12 protein-coding genes and 1 pseudogene are annotated in these 15,370 nt (G+C 43.3%); 7 read left to right on the top strand and 6 right to left on the bottom strand.

The window, feature by feature from the left end:
- Positions 1-36 precede the first annotated feature (36 nt).
- The gene (locus H6G40_RS18395; RefSeq protein ID WP_190538129.1) at positions 37-1,623 is read right to left on the bottom strand and encodes a hypothetical protein; all 1,587 of its coding nucleotides are present in this window, start codon (positions 1,621-1,623) and stop codon (positions 37-39) included.
- Between the two features lie 275 nt (positions 1,624-1,898).
- Between H6G40_RS18395 and H6G40_RS18390 the strand changes: the two genes are divergently transcribed.
- Both H6G40_RS18390 and H6G40_RS18385 read left to right on the top strand, forming a co-directional pair.
- Positions 1,899-2,138, top strand: a complete 240-nt coding sequence (locus H6G40_RS18390; protein ID WP_002739547.1) for a BrnT family toxin — start codon at positions 1,899-1,901, stop codon at positions 2,136-2,138.
- A 19-nt stretch (positions 2,139-2,157) separates the two neighbouring features.
- On the top strand, positions 2,158-2,343 hold the full coding sequence (locus H6G40_RS18385) for a hypothetical protein (protein ID WP_002739472.1): 186 nt from the start codon (positions 2,158-2,160) through the stop codon (positions 2,341-2,343).
- Positions 2,344-2,628: 285 nt separating this feature from the next.
- Here the strand turns inward: H6G40_RS18385 and H6G40_RS18380 are convergent, their stop codons facing one another.
- Both H6G40_RS18380 and H6G40_RS18375 read right to left on the bottom strand, forming a co-directional pair.
- On the bottom strand, positions 2,629-2,898 hold the full coding sequence (locus tag H6G40_RS18380) for a type II toxin-antitoxin system RelE family toxin (RefSeq protein WP_002740309.1): 270 nt from the start codon (positions 2,896-2,898) through the stop codon (positions 2,629-2,631).
- Positions 2,895-3,113, bottom strand: a complete 219-nt coding sequence (locus H6G40_RS18375) for a hypothetical protein (RefSeq protein WP_002739824.1) — start codon at positions 3,111-3,113, stop codon at positions 2,895-2,897. Before H6G40_RS18375 ends, H6G40_RS18380 begins: the two co-directional genes overlap by 4 nt.
- Before the next feature lie 421 nt (positions 3,114-3,534).
- On the opposite strand from H6G40_RS18375, the gene H6G40_RS18370 reads away from it, so the two are divergent.
- Entirely contained in the window at positions 3,535-4,428 is an 894-nt protein-coding gene (locus H6G40_RS18370) for a hypothetical protein (protein WP_002739843.1), read from the top strand.
- A gap of 71 nt (positions 4,429-4,499) precedes the next feature.
- Here H6G40_RS18370 and purH read toward each other — a convergent pair whose 3' ends face one another.
- Positions 4,500-6,035: a bifunctional phosphoribosylaminoimidazolecarboxamide formyltransferase/IMP cyclohydrolase gene (gene purH, locus H6G40_RS18365; protein WP_069474008.1), complete on the bottom strand. Its 1,536-nt coding sequence runs from the start codon at positions 6,033-6,035 to the stop codon at positions 4,500-4,502.
- 527 nt (positions 6,036-6,562) lie between these two features.
- Here purH and H6G40_RS18360 point away from each other — a divergent pair.
- The 3 genes and pseudogenes from H6G40_RS18360 to H6G40_RS18350 all read left to right on the top strand — a co-directional run.
- Positions 6,563-6,739 carry a hypothetical protein gene (locus tag H6G40_RS18360; RefSeq protein WP_242028801.1) on the top strand — a complete coding sequence of 59 codons (177 nt, stop codon included), beginning with the start codon at positions 6,563-6,565 and terminating at the stop codon, positions 6,737-6,739.
- Positions 6,717-7,382: an IS982 family transposase gene (locus tag H6G40_RS18355; protein ID WP_242028800.1), complete on the top strand. Its 666-nt coding sequence runs from the start codon at positions 6,717-6,719 to the stop codon at positions 7,380-7,382. Before H6G40_RS18360 ends, H6G40_RS18355 begins: the two co-directional genes overlap by 23 nt.
- Positions 7,383-7,529: 147 nt before the next feature.
- Positions 7,530-7,820 (top strand): annotated as a pseudogene (locus H6G40_RS18350) (transposase); the annotation flags it as partial.
- 114 nt (positions 7,821-7,934) lie between these two features.
- On the opposite strand, the gene H6G40_RS18345 reads toward H6G40_RS18350, so the two are convergent.
- The gene (locus tag H6G40_RS18345; protein ID WP_242028799.1) at positions 7,935-12,020 is read right to left on the bottom strand and encodes a S8 family serine peptidase; all 4,086 of its coding nucleotides are present in this window, start codon (positions 12,018-12,020) and stop codon (positions 7,935-7,937) included.
- Positions 12,021-12,962: 942 nt separating this feature from the next.
- Complete coding sequence (locus tag H6G40_RS18340) at positions 12,963-14,039, bottom strand: AI-2E family transporter (RefSeq protein WP_069474006.1); 1,077 nt, start codon at positions 14,037-14,039, stop codon at positions 12,963-12,965.
- Positions 14,040-14,416: 377 nt separating this feature from the next.
- Here H6G40_RS18340 and H6G40_RS18335 point away from each other — a divergent pair, with 377 nt between their 5' ends.
- Positions 14,417-15,184: an ABC transporter ATP-binding protein gene (locus H6G40_RS18335; RefSeq protein ID WP_042791122.1), complete on the top strand. Its 768-nt coding sequence runs from the start codon at positions 14,417-14,419 to the stop codon at positions 15,182-15,184.
- The last annotated feature ends 186 nt before the right edge of the window (positions 15,185-15,370 follow it).

The raw sequence follows: 15,370 nt of genomic DNA, 5'->3' as shown, positions 1-15,370 counted from the left end.
GCTAAAGAAAATTGATTTAGTCAATTTTCACCTCAGCTAATTTAGTTTATATAAATAGGCTTCGGGAGTTTCTAAAACAAGATTAGCTTTCTGCTCTAGCGATGGAGTTTTAGTTAGGGAAAAAATGGGAAATAGATCATTCATTTCCAAGTCCATTTTAAACTTGGATTGCAGTATATAGTCACCTGTTTGACAGCTATTAACAACCTGTAAGTTTCTTTTAGTTATATGATTATCAATATAGTCGTATTGATTGTTTATTTTTCTTTTGCCTTTCTTGGCTGGATAACAAATATTTGATCTAGGGGGAATCTGATTAAAAATGTCTATAATATCAGAAGCAGATAGTAGTCTTTCTGTACTATATTTACTAGATATATAGCGTTGATCGAAGTCGAGATTTGTAGCGATAGAATAACCAATTAATCCAATTAAAATAATACCGAAAAATCTTGACCATTTGTTATTAAAATTTAAGTAAGCTAAACTGATAATTCCCATCAACATTGGCGCAAACCAAATTAATATTTTACGGTGAGAGAAAAAGTATTCTTCTTGATAATTGGAAGCAGCATACATAAAAATTAGCCAAGTTAGAGCAAGAACAGCTAATATAGTTTTGTTACCCTGAAACTTTCTGAGGGTAAAGTATAAAGAAATCACACAAAAAAACACGGACAAAAATAAATTAAGCCATAGCCAATCCTTCGAGATAAAATACACTTGATTACCAAGAAAAACAAACTCCCAAATAGCTTTAAATAAGCGAGCTAACAGATTAGCATTTTCAGTTGTTGTCTCGTCCGAACCTATAATTGCATTGATGATCGCTTTGGTGTTGCTAAAATTACGAGCGATTTCTACTTTCCAATAGTGTAGTAGAGCAATATTCGAGGAAATAATCGCTAACAAAGGTAAAAGACACTTGAGAAAATTTTTCCTGTTCTTATAGACAAACCATAGAGAAGTAAGGACACATACGACAGGAAGAACGAACATTGTAGTAGAATGTAAACTTACCAAGATGGCTAAAATTACACCATAGACTATCCAAGAAATTGCTTGATAATATGAAGGTTGTTTAGTCTCTAACTGAAATTTATAAAGAAGTACAAAGATTATTAGAAAAAACGGGATTGGACTAGGATTCCAAGAAAAATTACTAATAAAATAGTCTGTATAAAACGTGCTATACCAAAACCCAGCCAGACTCGATAAGAGGATTCGCTTGGAAAATTCCACCTTTTCCAAAAGTTGATAAACTAGATAGATTAGGAGTGGAATCGCTAAAAAGGAAAAAACGCCATTAGCTAAAACTAGAAAAGCGGGATCGGAACCAAAAATAGTAAAAGGAAATACTAAATAAAAGTAAAGAGGAGGAATAGTAAAGGGATATTTTCCTCCAGAACCAGCCATACCTAAAGCGGGTATTTTTCCCTGCCACATATTGATTACAGTATTGCCAATTACTATCTGATCGGGTTCTGGTCCGATATCAAAGGTAACGTATTCAAAAGCAGTGATAATTCTCGTAAAAAATGCGAAGGCAATGGCTAAGATTATCAAAACCACTGCTGTTAACTGCATTCTATCTTTGGGTCTGAAGTTAATTAATTTTTGCATTGATTGATATAATTTACGAATGACGGTTTGAGATTATACAACTTCAACTCTATTATACAAGAAAACAAGGCTGAAACTACAAGATCAGCGATCGCGCCATGCGATCAGCGATTGCACTTGATTTACGGTCGGTTCTGTCTCAAATGTGAAAGTAGTCATACCATGTATCGAGTAATGTTGTCTGATGTTCTATCACCAGCCGATCAATTTGATTCAACTCATGTTCTTGAAAGTCTATGTTAAAATCATAGTGATTAGGCTTATCAACTCCGCCTATGGATGAAAGCTTTGAATGGGATGAAGATAAAAATCGTTTAAACCAACAGAAACACGATGTTTCCTTTGAATTAGCTCAATACGCATTTTTTGACCCCAACAGAGTTATTGTACAAGATCTGGCTCACAGTCAAGAAGAAAACCGATTTTACTGTATGGGGCAAATCAATGAAGGAATTATCACAGTACGCTTTACTTACCAAGAAGGAAAAGTTAGAATTTTTGGAGCTGGTTATTGACGAAAAGGACGTAAACTATATGAACAGCAAAATAACTTATACTGATGAACCAATGGAACTGGGACAAGTCGTTAAAGATTTTTTACCGCCTCCAGACCAGTTAGTTCCTAAAGGTAAAACCAAAACTACTCAAGTAACATTAGAATTAACAGAAGAAAGTGTAAGCTTCTTTAAATCTCAAGCAGATCGAAAGCAAATTACTTAGGAAAAAATAATCGAATTACTGGTGAAACAATATGCTCGTGAATGTATATCTGATGGTTAAACGCTTCATAAGAGCATTGTCTAACCGACATTATAGCTGACTTGAAAAAGGTGCGTTACACGCGCGTTTTCGCACCCTACAAGATCGGCATCGCACTTAAACTCACAGCCTCAATAAATGTGCATGGTGCGTTCCCAAAAATCGATCGGTGGAGCAGCAGGAGCCAGATTAGGGAACGCACCCTATGGCGATGGCGTGCTGCTACGCAGTGCCTTCGGCATCGCACTACAATTGCTCCAGCAGCATATCGTACTCTGCATGGGAACCAACCCAGAACCAAATCACCGTATCATCCTCTAATTGACCGACAGCACGATAATCCCTATTGATGCGTGCAGAATAGATGGGCAGCTTTGGATGGACTTTCTTGAATCGCAAGCTGGGATAGCTTGGGTCTTCTTTGAATTGCCGATACGCTTTACCGGTCTGCTCTTGAATCGGTTTTGGAAGATCTGCAAACATCTCCCGAAAACGAGCAGTGGTACAAGACTTCACAACGTTTCTGGGTCTAATTCTTGAGTCTTGCCCAATCGATGTTCTGCCATTGCTTCGGCTGCTAGTTTAGCCAGCAAGTTTGGTGAGCGGGCAAAGGAGTCATTCCATCGCTTTTCTTCTTCGAGTTCTGCCAAAATTAGGGTTGCGATCGCTTCCTGTTGATCGGTTGACAAGGTTTGTAATTGGGCGATCGCCTGCTCAAGTCGTTCAGTCATATACAACATCTAACGTATAGGGCTTAATATATTCTAGCCTCCACGTTGCTACAGCGATGGCGTACTGCTACCCAGTGCCTTCAGCATCGCACTTAAACTCATAGCTTCATATGGGCATGGTGCGTTCCCAAAAATCTATTGGTGGAGCAGTAGGATCCAGATTAGGAAACACACCCTACAAGATCGGCGTGCTGCTACGCAGTGCCTTCGGCATCGCACTAATCAACCCATTGAATCCAAAAATACTCGGCTCTTCTAGGTTCTGTGTGATAAGTTTAACTTACATAGGATTGATCGATCTTTGTGTCCTTTGTGTCTGGAGTGGTTCGTTCCACCCCCTCGCTAGGAGGAATGTATCTTAGAATACATTTTACCCACCAAACCTGGGAGAGCCAATACTCGTTAATTGTAGTTAAAATCCATGAAAACCTTTCTCAAAAATATGGCAGCACCTTGGCAAGCAATCCCAGAGATTCTTAAAAACCTTAAGTCTCTGAATAGTTCTTCCTCAAAATATCAAGATATACTAGCAGAGTTACAAATTGATAATTATCTGATAGAAAACTTGCATAAAAACCCAAAATATGATAACCCTAAAAAACTAAACCGCTACGAATTTAAGGTTTTTTCCCAAGCGGGAGAAGATGGCATTATTAGCGAGATTTTTAATCGGATTGGAACCACAAATAAATTCTTTGTGGAATTTGGAGTTGGTAACGGTTTAGAAAATAATAGTGCCTATCTGTTAGTGAAAGGATGGCAAGGTTATTGGATTGAAGGCAGTGAGCGATTTTGTAAAAGTATTCGCCAATCTTTTAAAGATTTAATTGCTAACCAACAATTAACTTTAAAAAATACTTTCATCACTGCCGCAAATATTGAAGACTTGTTTCGAGAGGGCAATGTACCGACAGAATTAGATTTATTATCCATTGATATTGATGGTAATGATTATTGGGTCTGGCAAGCAATTACTAATTATCGTCCCCGGGTGGTAATTGTCGAATATAATGCTATTTATCCCCCCGAATCCAGTTGGGTGATGCAGTATAATCCTAGTCACCAATGGAAATATAAAAGTCATGTGGGATCAAGTTTGAAAGCTCTAGAAAAACTTGGTCATCAACAGGGTTATAAACTGGTGGGTTGTAGTTTTTCGGGAGTAAATGCTTTCTTCGTGCGAGAAGATTTACTTGCAGATCATTTCTGTTCCCCTTTTAGTGCTGAAAATCATTACGAACCCGCGCGCTATTTTCTTTGTTCCCAAAAAGCTGGTCATCCTCGCACTTTTGGCAAATTTAAGACTATTGAATAGGGTAAATTAACCAATAATTAATACAAAGTTGGGGTGCGTTAATTTAAGCAACAACACACCCTAACTTTGTATTAATGCAAGAAATGACGAATGCCTGTTAAGACCATAATTAAACCTAACTCATTAGCGGCATTAATCGAATCCTGATCTTTTAAAGAACCTCCGGGTTGAACAATTGCCTCGATGCCAAACTGGGCCGCCGTGCGAATAGTATCATCAAAGGGGAAAAAGCCGTCACTAGCTAAATAGCCACCTTTGGCCGCTTCCCCTGCTTGTTCAAGGGCAATTTTCGCCGAACCAACGCGATTCATTTGCCCTGCACCAACCCCTAAAGTAGTTTTATTTTTCGTCACCACAATAGCGTTAGATTTAACGTGCTTAGATACCTTCCAAGCAAACAGTAATTCCGCTAATTGTGCGGCAGTGGGTTGTTTTTCTGTCACCACGCGCCACTCCTCCGGGGTTTCTACCACGTCATCGGCCGCTTGTACTAGAAAACCGCCGGCGATAACTTTTATTGTTTGTTTTTCTCCCGTGGTTAAATCCGGCAGCAATAAAATCCGCACCTTTGATTTTTTAGCAAGGATATCCCGGGCTTCAGGGCTACAATCGGGGGCAACCACGCATTCTAGGAAGGTTTTCGTTAATTCTTTAGCGGTTGCTTCATCTATGGCTTGATTTAGGGCAATAATACCCCCAAAAGCCGAGATAGCATCGGCATTAAAAGCTTTAGTATAAGCTTCCACTAAACTACCACCGATCGCCACCCCACAGGGATTAGTGTGTTTCAAGATAGCGGCGGCCGGTTCTTCCCTGCCGAATTCGACGATTAAACGGCGGGCTGCTTCTAAATCGACTAAATTGTTATAACTTAGTTCTTTTCCCTGTAATAAGGTCGCTTTTCCCCAACCTTGAGCCATTGTACCGCTACCATACCAGGTGGCACTTTGGTGGGGATTTTCGCCGTAACGCAGGGTTTGCAGGGCATTTCCCGCCAAATTAAAGCGCGTCGTTTCCCCGTTTAAGCTGGCGAAATAGGATGCGATCGCACCATCGTAGGCATTGGTTAAAGCGAAGGTTTCCCCCGCCATTTTTTGACGGAATTCCAGGGAGATTTCACCGTTATTTTGCCGTAATTGGCTTAAATACTGCTCGTAATACTTGGGGTTACTGATGACAGTCAAATGGGCGAAATTTTTAGCCGAGGCGCGTAACATCGCCGGACCACCGATATCGATTTGTTCGATCGCCTGAGCGATGGTAACATCAGGATTAGCGATCGTCTGTTCAAAGGGATAGAGATTAACCACCACCAAATCAAAAGGACGAATTTGATTAGCCTCCATTTCCGCTAAATCTGACTGCCAATCCCGTCTAGCCAAAATACCGCCATGGATGCGAGGATGGAGAGTTTTCACCCTTCCGCCCAAGATTTCAGGAGATCCTGTGTATTCTCCCACTTTTATCACGGGAATCCCCGCCGATCGCAGTGTTTTGGCGGTTCCTCCACTGCTAATAATTTCAAAATCAAACTCTTCTGTTAGTTGACGGGCAAAGTCAACTATTCCGGTTTTGTCAGTCACGCTGATCAGCGCTAAACGTCCCATAGTAGTGATCTATAAGCAACCATTTCAGTATATCTCAGTCCTAACCCGTTAAAAATTAAAAAAAGTAGGTTAGTAAATAATCAGCTGCTTCTATATTTTCCTCTCTCAAATATCAACTTATGCTAGGGAAAAAATTGTAACTCTTATTACCTAGAGATTTTCTACTTAGTTTTAGATTCTGATGCCAAATCTATTTTTAATAGTATGATTAATCCCCAATCCAACTTTAAAACCCCAGTTATACTAAATCTGGTTATTAAAGACCGATTATCTATTCCCCCTTTTGCCTCTTGCCTCTTGCCTCTTGCCTATGCTTATAAGTAGCCTATACTCAACGGATTTAGTATAACTGAATAGTTCTAAGCTGTACTGAATTTAAACTGCGTATTGAAAATTTTAGTACAAATCCTCACACTACTTCTCCCTGCTTCCCTTCTTCTTCTTCAATTTAAGCGCACGGTGAGGAATCAGGTTTCAGAAAACCCCTTGACAACGTGAGTTCGACGAAATTCAACCCATTGAAATCCATGCACAGTGAGACTTACAGCCTAGCTATCCTAGAAAAACTCTGTCAATTAGCCAGTCTTAATGACAAAGAGACGGCGATCGCTGTCGGAAAAAACTCTAGCAAAAAGGAAGCTGAGACTTATGCTAGAAATAGTATTGGCCAAGGTCTCAGCTATGGATATAAATTCACGTCTTGATCTTACCGCAATTTTTTGTGATGTAGATGACTTCTATCAAAGTTTTGAAAAGCACTGTCAGTCTCTCCCTCAATTAACATCATTTGTTGGGGAGAAATTGTGTCGTTCTCGTCTAGGCTTGAGCGAAGTCATGACGATAGTAATTGCTTTTCATGGTTCCGGCTATCGGACATTCAAAGAATTTTACACCTTGCAAGTTCTTCCCCATTGGAAAAAAGCCTTTCCTCAGCTAGTAAGCTATAATCGTTTTGTGGAATTAATGCCTTGGTCGATGATGTTGTTATGTTGTTTTTTACAGACTTGCAAAGGAGAAATAACAGGAATAAGCTTTATTGATTCTACTCCGAGAGAAGTTTGTCATCCTTGTCGTAGCAAGTCACACCGAGTTTTTAAAGGTTTAGTTGGTTGGGGTAAAAATTCTGTGGGTTGGCATTATGGATTTAAACTACATTTAATTATCAATGACCGGGGAGAACTCTTGGCTTTTAAGCTAACACCCGCTAATACTGATGACCGGAAACCTGTCCCTGATCTTACCAAAGATCTCATCGGTAAATTATTTGGAGACCGGGGCTATATTTCTCAAGAACTCTTTGAAAAACTGGCTCTTCGGTTTGTGTTATGCAATGAACGGGGGTTATAAGGGATGGAACCCCTATATAGAAAGGCATTTAGCGATTTTTGTCAATTATTTTCGATCTAGAGCGAACTAATCAATTAAATCCCTTGCCAGATAAGGATTTAGTCGATTTATGCCCCCCTATCGAACCATACCAAGTAACGAAGAGCCGAAAAACTTTATGAAAGAGGCTTACAATTAATTACCCGCTCCAAAAAGAAGATGAAGCAAAAATTAGTCAAAATTATTGATAAAATCTTGCTTCGCAAGCGTTCTTTAATTGAAACAGTTAACGACGAACTGAAAAATATCTGCCAGATTGAACATTCCAGACATCGCAGCGTTTGGAACTTTCTCGTCAATCTCTTTGCTGGCTTGATTGCTTATAGCTATTTGCCCAAAAAACCCTCCTTGGATTTAGAGCCAAAGGGCTTCCCTGCTCTACCTCCTGCTATTTTTTAGCTCCGTCGAACTCACGTCTTGACAAGGGGACTCAGAACCCAGTCCCCTTGCCCGGAGTTGTTGTCAGACTTAAATGATGACGCACTCTAGTTTAATAACCTATCTTGCGCGATTCTAAGCCGCAAAGATATTATCTGCTGTCAAGTTAAGGTTAGGAGTCAAGGTCGCCAGTAGCCTTGCAGCGCCAGAACCATTACCATCCACATCAAAGAAGAGTTGGCCTGTTGGTTTATTAAAGATAAAGCGATGGCTGGCCGTCGTGGCGACGGTTCCCAAGACAAATTGAGCCGCCGCAATACTTTCACCGGCGATTAATCCGCCACCAAAACCCGCCGCCGAGACTTGGAGCGTATCTTGGAAAACGTTGAAGTCCGTAATCGTATCTTGGCCTTCACTGGCAAGGCTATAGGCAATTACGTCAAAACCAGTACCAGAGGTAATCGTGTCATTCCCTGCACCGCCAACTAACATATCGCTGGCATTGGAACCAATCAAAATGTCATGGCCCGCTCGACCGCTCAGATTGCGGGTAGTTCCGGCTTCGATCACATCGTTACCCGTGGTTCCCTGTTGATTGAGAACACCGTCATCATTCAGGATCATAGTGGTGACAGCACCTGGTGTGCCAATGGTATAGCCACTGCCACTCGCTAGGGTAAAGGCGATTGTTTCATTGGCTTCTCTGACGCTATCTCCGGTGGTCACGATCTCGATCTGAGCCGTTGTCTGACCAGATGCGAAGACAATATTACCCGTTGTTGGTGAGACAAAATTCCCGCCGTAGGCATTGTAGTCATTGCCGCGAGTTGCCGTACCACCAAGGGTAAAGTTAACGGTTAAAGAGTTAGTGGTGGCTCCTGAACGAGTGAAGTTATAGACGAGGTTAGTTTTGCCGTTTTCACTAACGCCACTGTAGTTACTGGCAAGGGTAACGGAGGTTCCTTCATCATCATTTTGGATAGTCCCAACAGCAGTGGCAGTGGTAATCGTTGCTCCGTTGGTGGGATTGGAGAGAGTTACCGTAAAGTTTTCGTTAGGTTCGACGGTGGTATCCCCTTGAACATTAACGGTAATCACTTTCGAGGTTTCTCCCGCCGCAAAACTGACGGTTCCTGAGGGTAAGACTCCCCCCACAAAATCAGTGGCATTAGCTGCACTGGTTCCTGAGCCTGTTACTGCCCAGTTGACGTTATTGGCCGCTGTGGTATTAACTGCACGAGTAACGGTAAAGGTAAAGGCTTTGCTGCCACTATTCCCTTCCGTTTGGTTGGCATTGGTCGCCGCGATCGCCAAGGTAGGAGCCGTTGAAGCAGTTCCAATATTCAGTGACCAACCACCGGCAATAGTTCCCGCGTCTCCCCCCGCGTCATCTATAACGTAGAGACTCCAGGTTCCATTGGGGTTGATGCCGTTGAATACGGAGAAATCCGTGCCGTAGGGGCCACCGGGAGCGGGCGCGTTAAAGAAATCACCGGTTTCAAAGTCTGTGGCCTTATAACTGCCACTGGTAATTAGCCCTGAATCAGGCAAGGAGGAGGTGGCCGTGGGATCAAAGGTGAGAGTGACATTATTGACACCACTTGAGCCACCCACATCGGACATTAATAAGGCTTTGGTTCCCGTCGGACCGACCAGTAATACATCAATATCATTGGGCCAAGTATGGCTCAGGTTTGTCAGGGTTACTTTCAGGCTATTAATATTACCGCTCAAGCCTGAAACATTAATAGTGGAAGGATAGGGGGTACTGGAACCACTACTAGGTATAGTAATCGGGCTTGTGTTACTGAAGCTCTTACTGTTTAAGCCCGTGCCGTTAAGGGTAAAGTTAAAAGTACTCTCATCGGCATCATTATTCGTAAAGCTAATGGTATTGCTGAAAGTTCCCGTTGTCGTGGGAGAAAAATTTACCGAGAAGGTGGTGGACTCACCGACACTGAGGGTTGTATCCGTAAAACTGGAAGCCAAGCTAAAACCCGAACCACCACCTAGGGAAATGGCTCCGAGGGTTAAATCTTTTGTGCCTTGGTTGCGAACCCGGAAGGTTTGGGTTTGGGTTTGACCTACACCGGCCGCAAAGCTGAAACTGCCCGTATTATCGGCAATATTGGTTCGATCTTGCAGAACCTGAATTTCTGCGATACCTACTCCTCGGATAGCAGTGTTAGCGTTGACGCGACCGTAACCGTATTGGGTGTTAAAACCCTTGTTATCGTAGGCAACCGGACCAATCAAGTCCGTGGTGTTCCGCATTAAACCCCGCACTTGGGCGGCCGTCAGGTTGGGATCTTGTGCCAGAATCAATGCCCCAATTCCCGCCGACAGGGGAGTAGCGGAACTGGTTCCCCCAAATCCGTCAGTACCGGTACTGGTGTAATCCCCACTACTGTAACCATCGGCTCCTGTCCGGTCTGTGGTAACGATCCTTGCTGTGCCGCCAGAACTAGGGGCAACGAAATCCACTTGCGGTCCGACGTTACTATAGCTGGCCAACTGGTCGAGGTTGGTACTCGCACCGACGGCAATTACCCCCGGTATGGTACTGGAGAGATTGGCAGGAAAACTAACGGGAGCCCCAGAACCGTTACCTGTGGCAATGTAGGAAATTGCCCCTTTGCCATTGCGCCCGCTGGTACTAGCCCAGGTAAAGGCACTGGAGATGGCACTGCTGAAGGCACCACCACCCCAACTGTTGTTCAGAATATCCCCTGCACGCCAAGTGCCAGTACCCGAAGCCGTGCGACCGGCGGCATAATAAATGGCCGAGGCGATATTAGCGTCACTGGTGGCAGAGCCTCCCAAGAAAATCCGCACGGGCAGTAATCGGGAGTTATAGGCCATCCCCGTCACTCCCAGTGTGTTGTTGCCCCGACCTGCCGCTACTCCAGCGACGGCGGTGGCATGGGCATCATCGGGGACACTAGGCCCTGGGTTATTGTCTCCGATGCCACCACTGGTAAAGTCCCAGCCGTTCACATCATCGATCCAACCGTTGCCATCGTCATCAATGCCATTACCTGCAATTTCCCCTGTATTGATGAATAGTTGCAGGTCGGGATGGTTTAACTGCATTCCATCATCGATTACAGCAACAACCACGTTACTGCTACCCCCCGCATTTACATCCCAAGCTTCTGGGGCATCTACGTCCGCATCGGGTGTCCCTCCTACTTGTCCCGTGTTATTGAGATGCCATTGGTTGCCGAAAAGAGGATCGTTGGGAATAAAAAATCGCTCCCGTTGTTGGTAGAAGTTGGGACTTGCCCACTGAAAGCGTCTATCGGACTGAAGGGCATTAGCAGTAGCTAGGTTAGGAAGTCCTTCTTGGAGAGTCACGACAAATTGGTTGGGTGTTCCCAATAGGCTGCGATAACTGGCAAAACGGGAATCATTCCCGAAAACCTCTTGAGCCTTTAACCCTGGCCGCAAGGAAACAATTATTTCGTTGGTGGCCACTAGCCAAGTGTTAGTCAAGGGAGACTGATAAACTGGGGCTACTCGAACCCCGGGGATTTCCCCTAATCTGGCTTCGATCTGGGCGATATCAATGGCAGTCGCTGTCTTACTGCTTAGTATGTAGGTATTCTGGGAGACGTTTTTCTCTAATTTCAGCCCTTCTAGGATTTGACCGGCTGCCAATAGATCGTTTAGTCTGGTTGCCCGGTCGGTCAGGGTCAGAGTTATTTGAGTATTGCGCTGTAGTAGTTTTACTGGCTGACCGTCTGCCCAATAAAAATCCCCCCGATCAACTACTGGTATGGGAGAGTTAGCCTGCCGATTTTCTCCAGTTTTCTGGTTGAGATTGTCCTGATTAACCCTCGAATCCCCTCCCTCGGCAGTGGGTACAGAGGCAAGACCCAACGCTGGACTGCTGGTGACGGGGGCAGCGGTGGGTACAGAGGCGGGACCCGACGCTGGACTGGTGGGATAACCAGAAGAGTTAATACTGAGGGAAGCGGGAAAGTCCACTTGACTCGTAGCAGCAGGGGAGACTGGAACCGTGGCGGCCTCCGAGGAGATTGTAGATGGGGAGGGGTTAGAGTTCAGGACTCCTAAAGGAGAAGTTTCCTTCGATACAGTTAAATCGTCGGAACCTGTTAAATCAAAGGTGATTGGGGAGGCTCCATCAAAACTCAAAGAATCTGCTGGAGATGTCATATTTGTACTAGATAAATCAGAACTTACTTGTGTTGTCTTCATGACTTTACCTACCTAATTGTCCGAAAATTAATCGGTTAATTACTTAAGTTTGTTGAATTCTTTCTCTTTATGGTTAGGGAAAAAGACAAGCCCAACTTTTCTGCCCTGGGGCTAAATCTTTCATCTACTTATGATTATAAATAGACAAGTTTAACAAAAAAATAATTTTTTTCTTAAATTTATCCAATAGCCTGGTGAGTCACAGCAATAAGAAAAGCATTATTGAGAATGAAAAAACGTGAAAGTATTAAGCTGCCTGTGCATTTAAATTACTCCTTGAGGCGCAGTTAAAATTCGTTGCGTAAATGCGTCCTAGCTTACTAGGTCAGGGTTTCTCAATCAACAGAGTAAATACTAAGACTATTTTCCAAAAACTGTAGCCCAATTATAGAAAAGATAATTAAGTGGATAAATCGCCTCTTATTGTTTCTGTATGTAAGGGAGAAGAATAGAAATAATTTTCTAAAATACAGTCTTTAAAACTTTGCCTAGCAAGACTTGTATAAACAATAAGCACTAATAAATATACCAGGTTCATCAGAGACAATAAATGGGTAATATTTGGAGATAAAAAGTAATTTTTTGTTCAATAACTGGTAAAATTTTTTATAGTTTTTTAACTGATTTGCGATTTATATTTTTTAAATATAAATCAGTAATTTTATTTATTTTTCTATTAATTGCCAGCCAAATATACACCTTTATCTTCTTACAATAAATCAGCCGCCACATTCAAATCAATACCTATTGCTTAAATCAAACCTTCTCCTCACTTCAGTCTGGTTTCTGCTGTTTGATTGCTTGTTGTCACCAACTGAAGAAATCTTACCTTTAGATGAGCCTACTTTTACCTCAATCTGCTTAACCGGAACCGTGGCTAAATTAATCTTTTTTTCCTAAGTTTCCTGGAAAGATTAAGGTAAAAATTAGCTCTATCCGCCCTTAGATTGGCTGATCATGGCTATTGGCCACCGATTCGGGGCTATCCTCGCCAATCCAAGCCCTAACTAACTCGTAGCAGAGACCGAGCAGAACCGGCCCGACGAACAAACCAATAATCCCATAGGCGATCACTCCCCCGAACACCCCTAGCAGAATCACCACCATGGGAATGGGCAGACCGCGCCCCATTAAAATCGGCTTGAGGAAATTATCCACCAAGGTGGCGGGAATCATCCAGAGGGTAAATAATAGGGCGATGGAATGGGGTAGTGTTACCCAAGCGTGAATGAGCGCCCCCAAGACAATCAAACCAGGGCCAATTTGGAGAATGCCCAAAATTAGGGTGAGGAAAGTTAATAAACCGGCCGCAGGGGTTCCCACCGTCACTAAACCGATGCCGATCAAAAGACTCTGGATAATAGCAACGCCAATAACACCACGGCTAACATTGCGGACGGTGGAGGCGGTTAGACTGGCCAGCGCGATGCCTCGACCCGGGGCAATCTTTTCCGCTAACCGGTTCATCAGGCGAGTCAGATTTTTAGCCGAGAGGGTGAGGGCCGCCGCAATCAGAATCGAGGCGATAAATTTCAGCACCGTCAGACCGGTACTGGTGGCTAGGGAAAGGGATATTTTGCCCAGTTCTTTTAATTGTGGCTCGAAGCGTTGAAGAAATTGACCCGTGTTATCCGATGCCTGCTGCCAGAGACCGGCAATCCTTTCGCCAATCAGCGGCCAGGTGGCCAGATCGTCGGGGGGAGGGGGAATCACCGCCGCACCAGTATCGATATATTCCGCCAGCGTTCGCAGATTACCGGCCAGAACCGCTGCAATACCACTCACCGGACCGATAATAATCCCTAGACAAAGTAGGGTGAGGAGAACTGTGGCCAGTTTCGCCCGGCCAGCGAGTAACTTTTTTAACCAGAGAAAGAGCGGATACCAAGCGATCGCCAGAATTGCTCCCCAGAGGATCATGGTTAGGAAGGGACGCAGCAGGGTAAAACCAGCAAATAACAACAGGCCGAGAAAAAACAGCCGGATGACGAGATCGATAATTTTAGCGTCATTTTTCATCAATAGCGATCGCCTTTTGGCTAGATGAGGACATTGCTGCAATTATGGCAGTTTTTCGTTATCGGTAGTGATTCGCTAGTAGTGGTCAGCCGTCTTGCTTATCTGGTGGGGATTGTGTAAAATATTTCTTAATCAAAATAATTGCCCGATAAATCTTTACAACTGATTCTTTCAGGGTAAATCTCCTGACAAATATCTTTTTTTTTGGTCGGTGCAATGCTTACTTCCAATCGTCTTGATCGAGTAAAATCGACTAATTTAATCTATTAAGTAGGTAGGTGTTAAAAGTTGTCAGACACCCCCCTTATCAAGGGGGGCAGGGGGGATCGAAGCTAAAATCCATTTTTAATTTAATTATAACCAGCTACTTAACAATGATGCAGACAAATTTATTAGAAGTGCGGGGAGCCACCCGTCGATTTGGGGGATTAGTCGCTGTGGATGGGGTTGGCTTTCAGGTACAAAAAAACGAGATTTTTGGCTTAATTGGACCCAATGGGGCGGGAAAAACGACTTTATTTAATCTGATCACTGGTTTAATTCCCCTATCCAGTGGTGATTTAATTTATCAAGGCGACAGTCTGGCGAAATATCGTCCTCACCAGATCGCTCAGGCAGGAATTGCCCGTACTTTCCAGAATTTGCGCTTATTTGGTGAATTATCGGCTTTAGAAAATGTAGCGATCGCTGGTCACATTCATAATAGATCCAATCTCTGGACGGGAATTTTGGGTTTACCAGTTTCGAGAAGGGAGGAGGAAAAAACCTACAAAAGAGCGGGGGAATTATTAGATTTAGTCGGACTAACCGACCAAAGCAATCGAAAAGCCCGTAATTTAGCATATGGTGATCAAAGACGCTTGGAAATTGCCCGCGCTTTAGCTTTGCAACCCCAGTTATTACTCCTCGATGAACCAGCAGCCGGGATGAATCCCAGCGAAAAGGGGGCATTAAGTCAGCTAATTCGACAAATTCGCGATAATTTAGCTCTAACCGTCCTGTTAATCGAACATCATGTGCCTTTAGTGATGGGATTATGCGATCGCATTGCCGTGTTAGATTTCGGTAAGTTAATCGCTTTGGGAGATCCAGTCACAGTCAGGGAGAATCGCGCAGTGATTGAAGCTTATTTAGGGGATGAATAAGGATTTTAGATAATTTGTCCTTGTTGGCGTGCCTGCGCCCAAAATAAAGCAGCTTTTCGCATTGCATCCGTTGTAATGGCTAGGTAGGGACTTCCAGAGAATAAAATACCCAACAAAAAAATAGAAAAGTGTTTTTTTGAAAAAGTAATTATTTTTGTCTAGGAAAACAAAGAGTCTCCCATTACA

Origin of the sequence: Microcystis viridis FACHB-1342, assembly GCF_014698335.1 — a bacterium.
Lineage (GTDB): Bacteria > Cyanobacteriota > Cyanobacteriia > Cyanobacteriales > Microcystaceae > Microcystis > Microcystis ichthyoblabe_A.
The sequence above is the reverse complement of the archived record's forward strand: the minus strand, read 5'-3'. Positions and strand labels throughout refer to the sequence as shown.

Coding starts and splice junctions, on each gene's coding strand:
- H6G40_RS18375 (WP_002739824.1), bottom strand. CDS start 3,113: ATGACTGAACGACTTGAGCAGGCGATCGCCCAATTACAAACCTTGTCA.
- H6G40_RS18360 (WP_242028801.1), top strand. CDS start 6,563: ATGCACAGTGAGACTTACAGCCTAGCTATCCTAGAAAAACTCTGTCAA.
- H6G40_RS18345 (WP_242028799.1), bottom strand. CDS start 12,020: ATGAAGACAACACAAGTAAGTTCTGATTTATCTAGTACAAATATGACA.
- H6G40_RS18385 (WP_002739472.1), top strand. CDS start 2,158: ATGAACAGCAAAATAACTTATACTGATGAACCAATGGAACTGGGACAA.
- H6G40_RS18395 (WP_190538129.1), bottom strand. CDS start 1,623: ATGCAAAAATTAATTAACTTCAGACCCAAAGATAGAATGCAGTTAACA.
- purH (WP_069474008.1), bottom strand. CDS start 6,035: ATGGGACGTTTAGCGCTGATCAGCGTGACTGACAAAACCGGAATAGTT.
- H6G40_RS18340 (WP_069474006.1), bottom strand. CDS start 14,039: ATGAAAAATGACGCTAAAATTATCGATCTCGTCATCCGGCTGTTTTTT.
- H6G40_RS18355 (WP_242028800.1), top strand. CDS start 6,717: ATGGATATAAATTCACGTCTTGATCTTACCGCAATTTTTTGTGATGTA.
- H6G40_RS18390 (WP_002739547.1), top strand. CDS start 1,899: ATGGATGAAAGCTTTGAATGGGATGAAGATAAAAATCGTTTAAACCAA.
- H6G40_RS18335 (WP_042791122.1), top strand. CDS start 14,417: ATGCAGACAAATTTATTAGAAGTGCGGGGAGCCACCCGTCGATTTGGG.
- H6G40_RS18370 (WP_002739843.1), top strand. CDS start 3,535: ATGAAAACCTTTCTCAAAAATATGGCAGCACCTTGGCAAGCAATCCCA.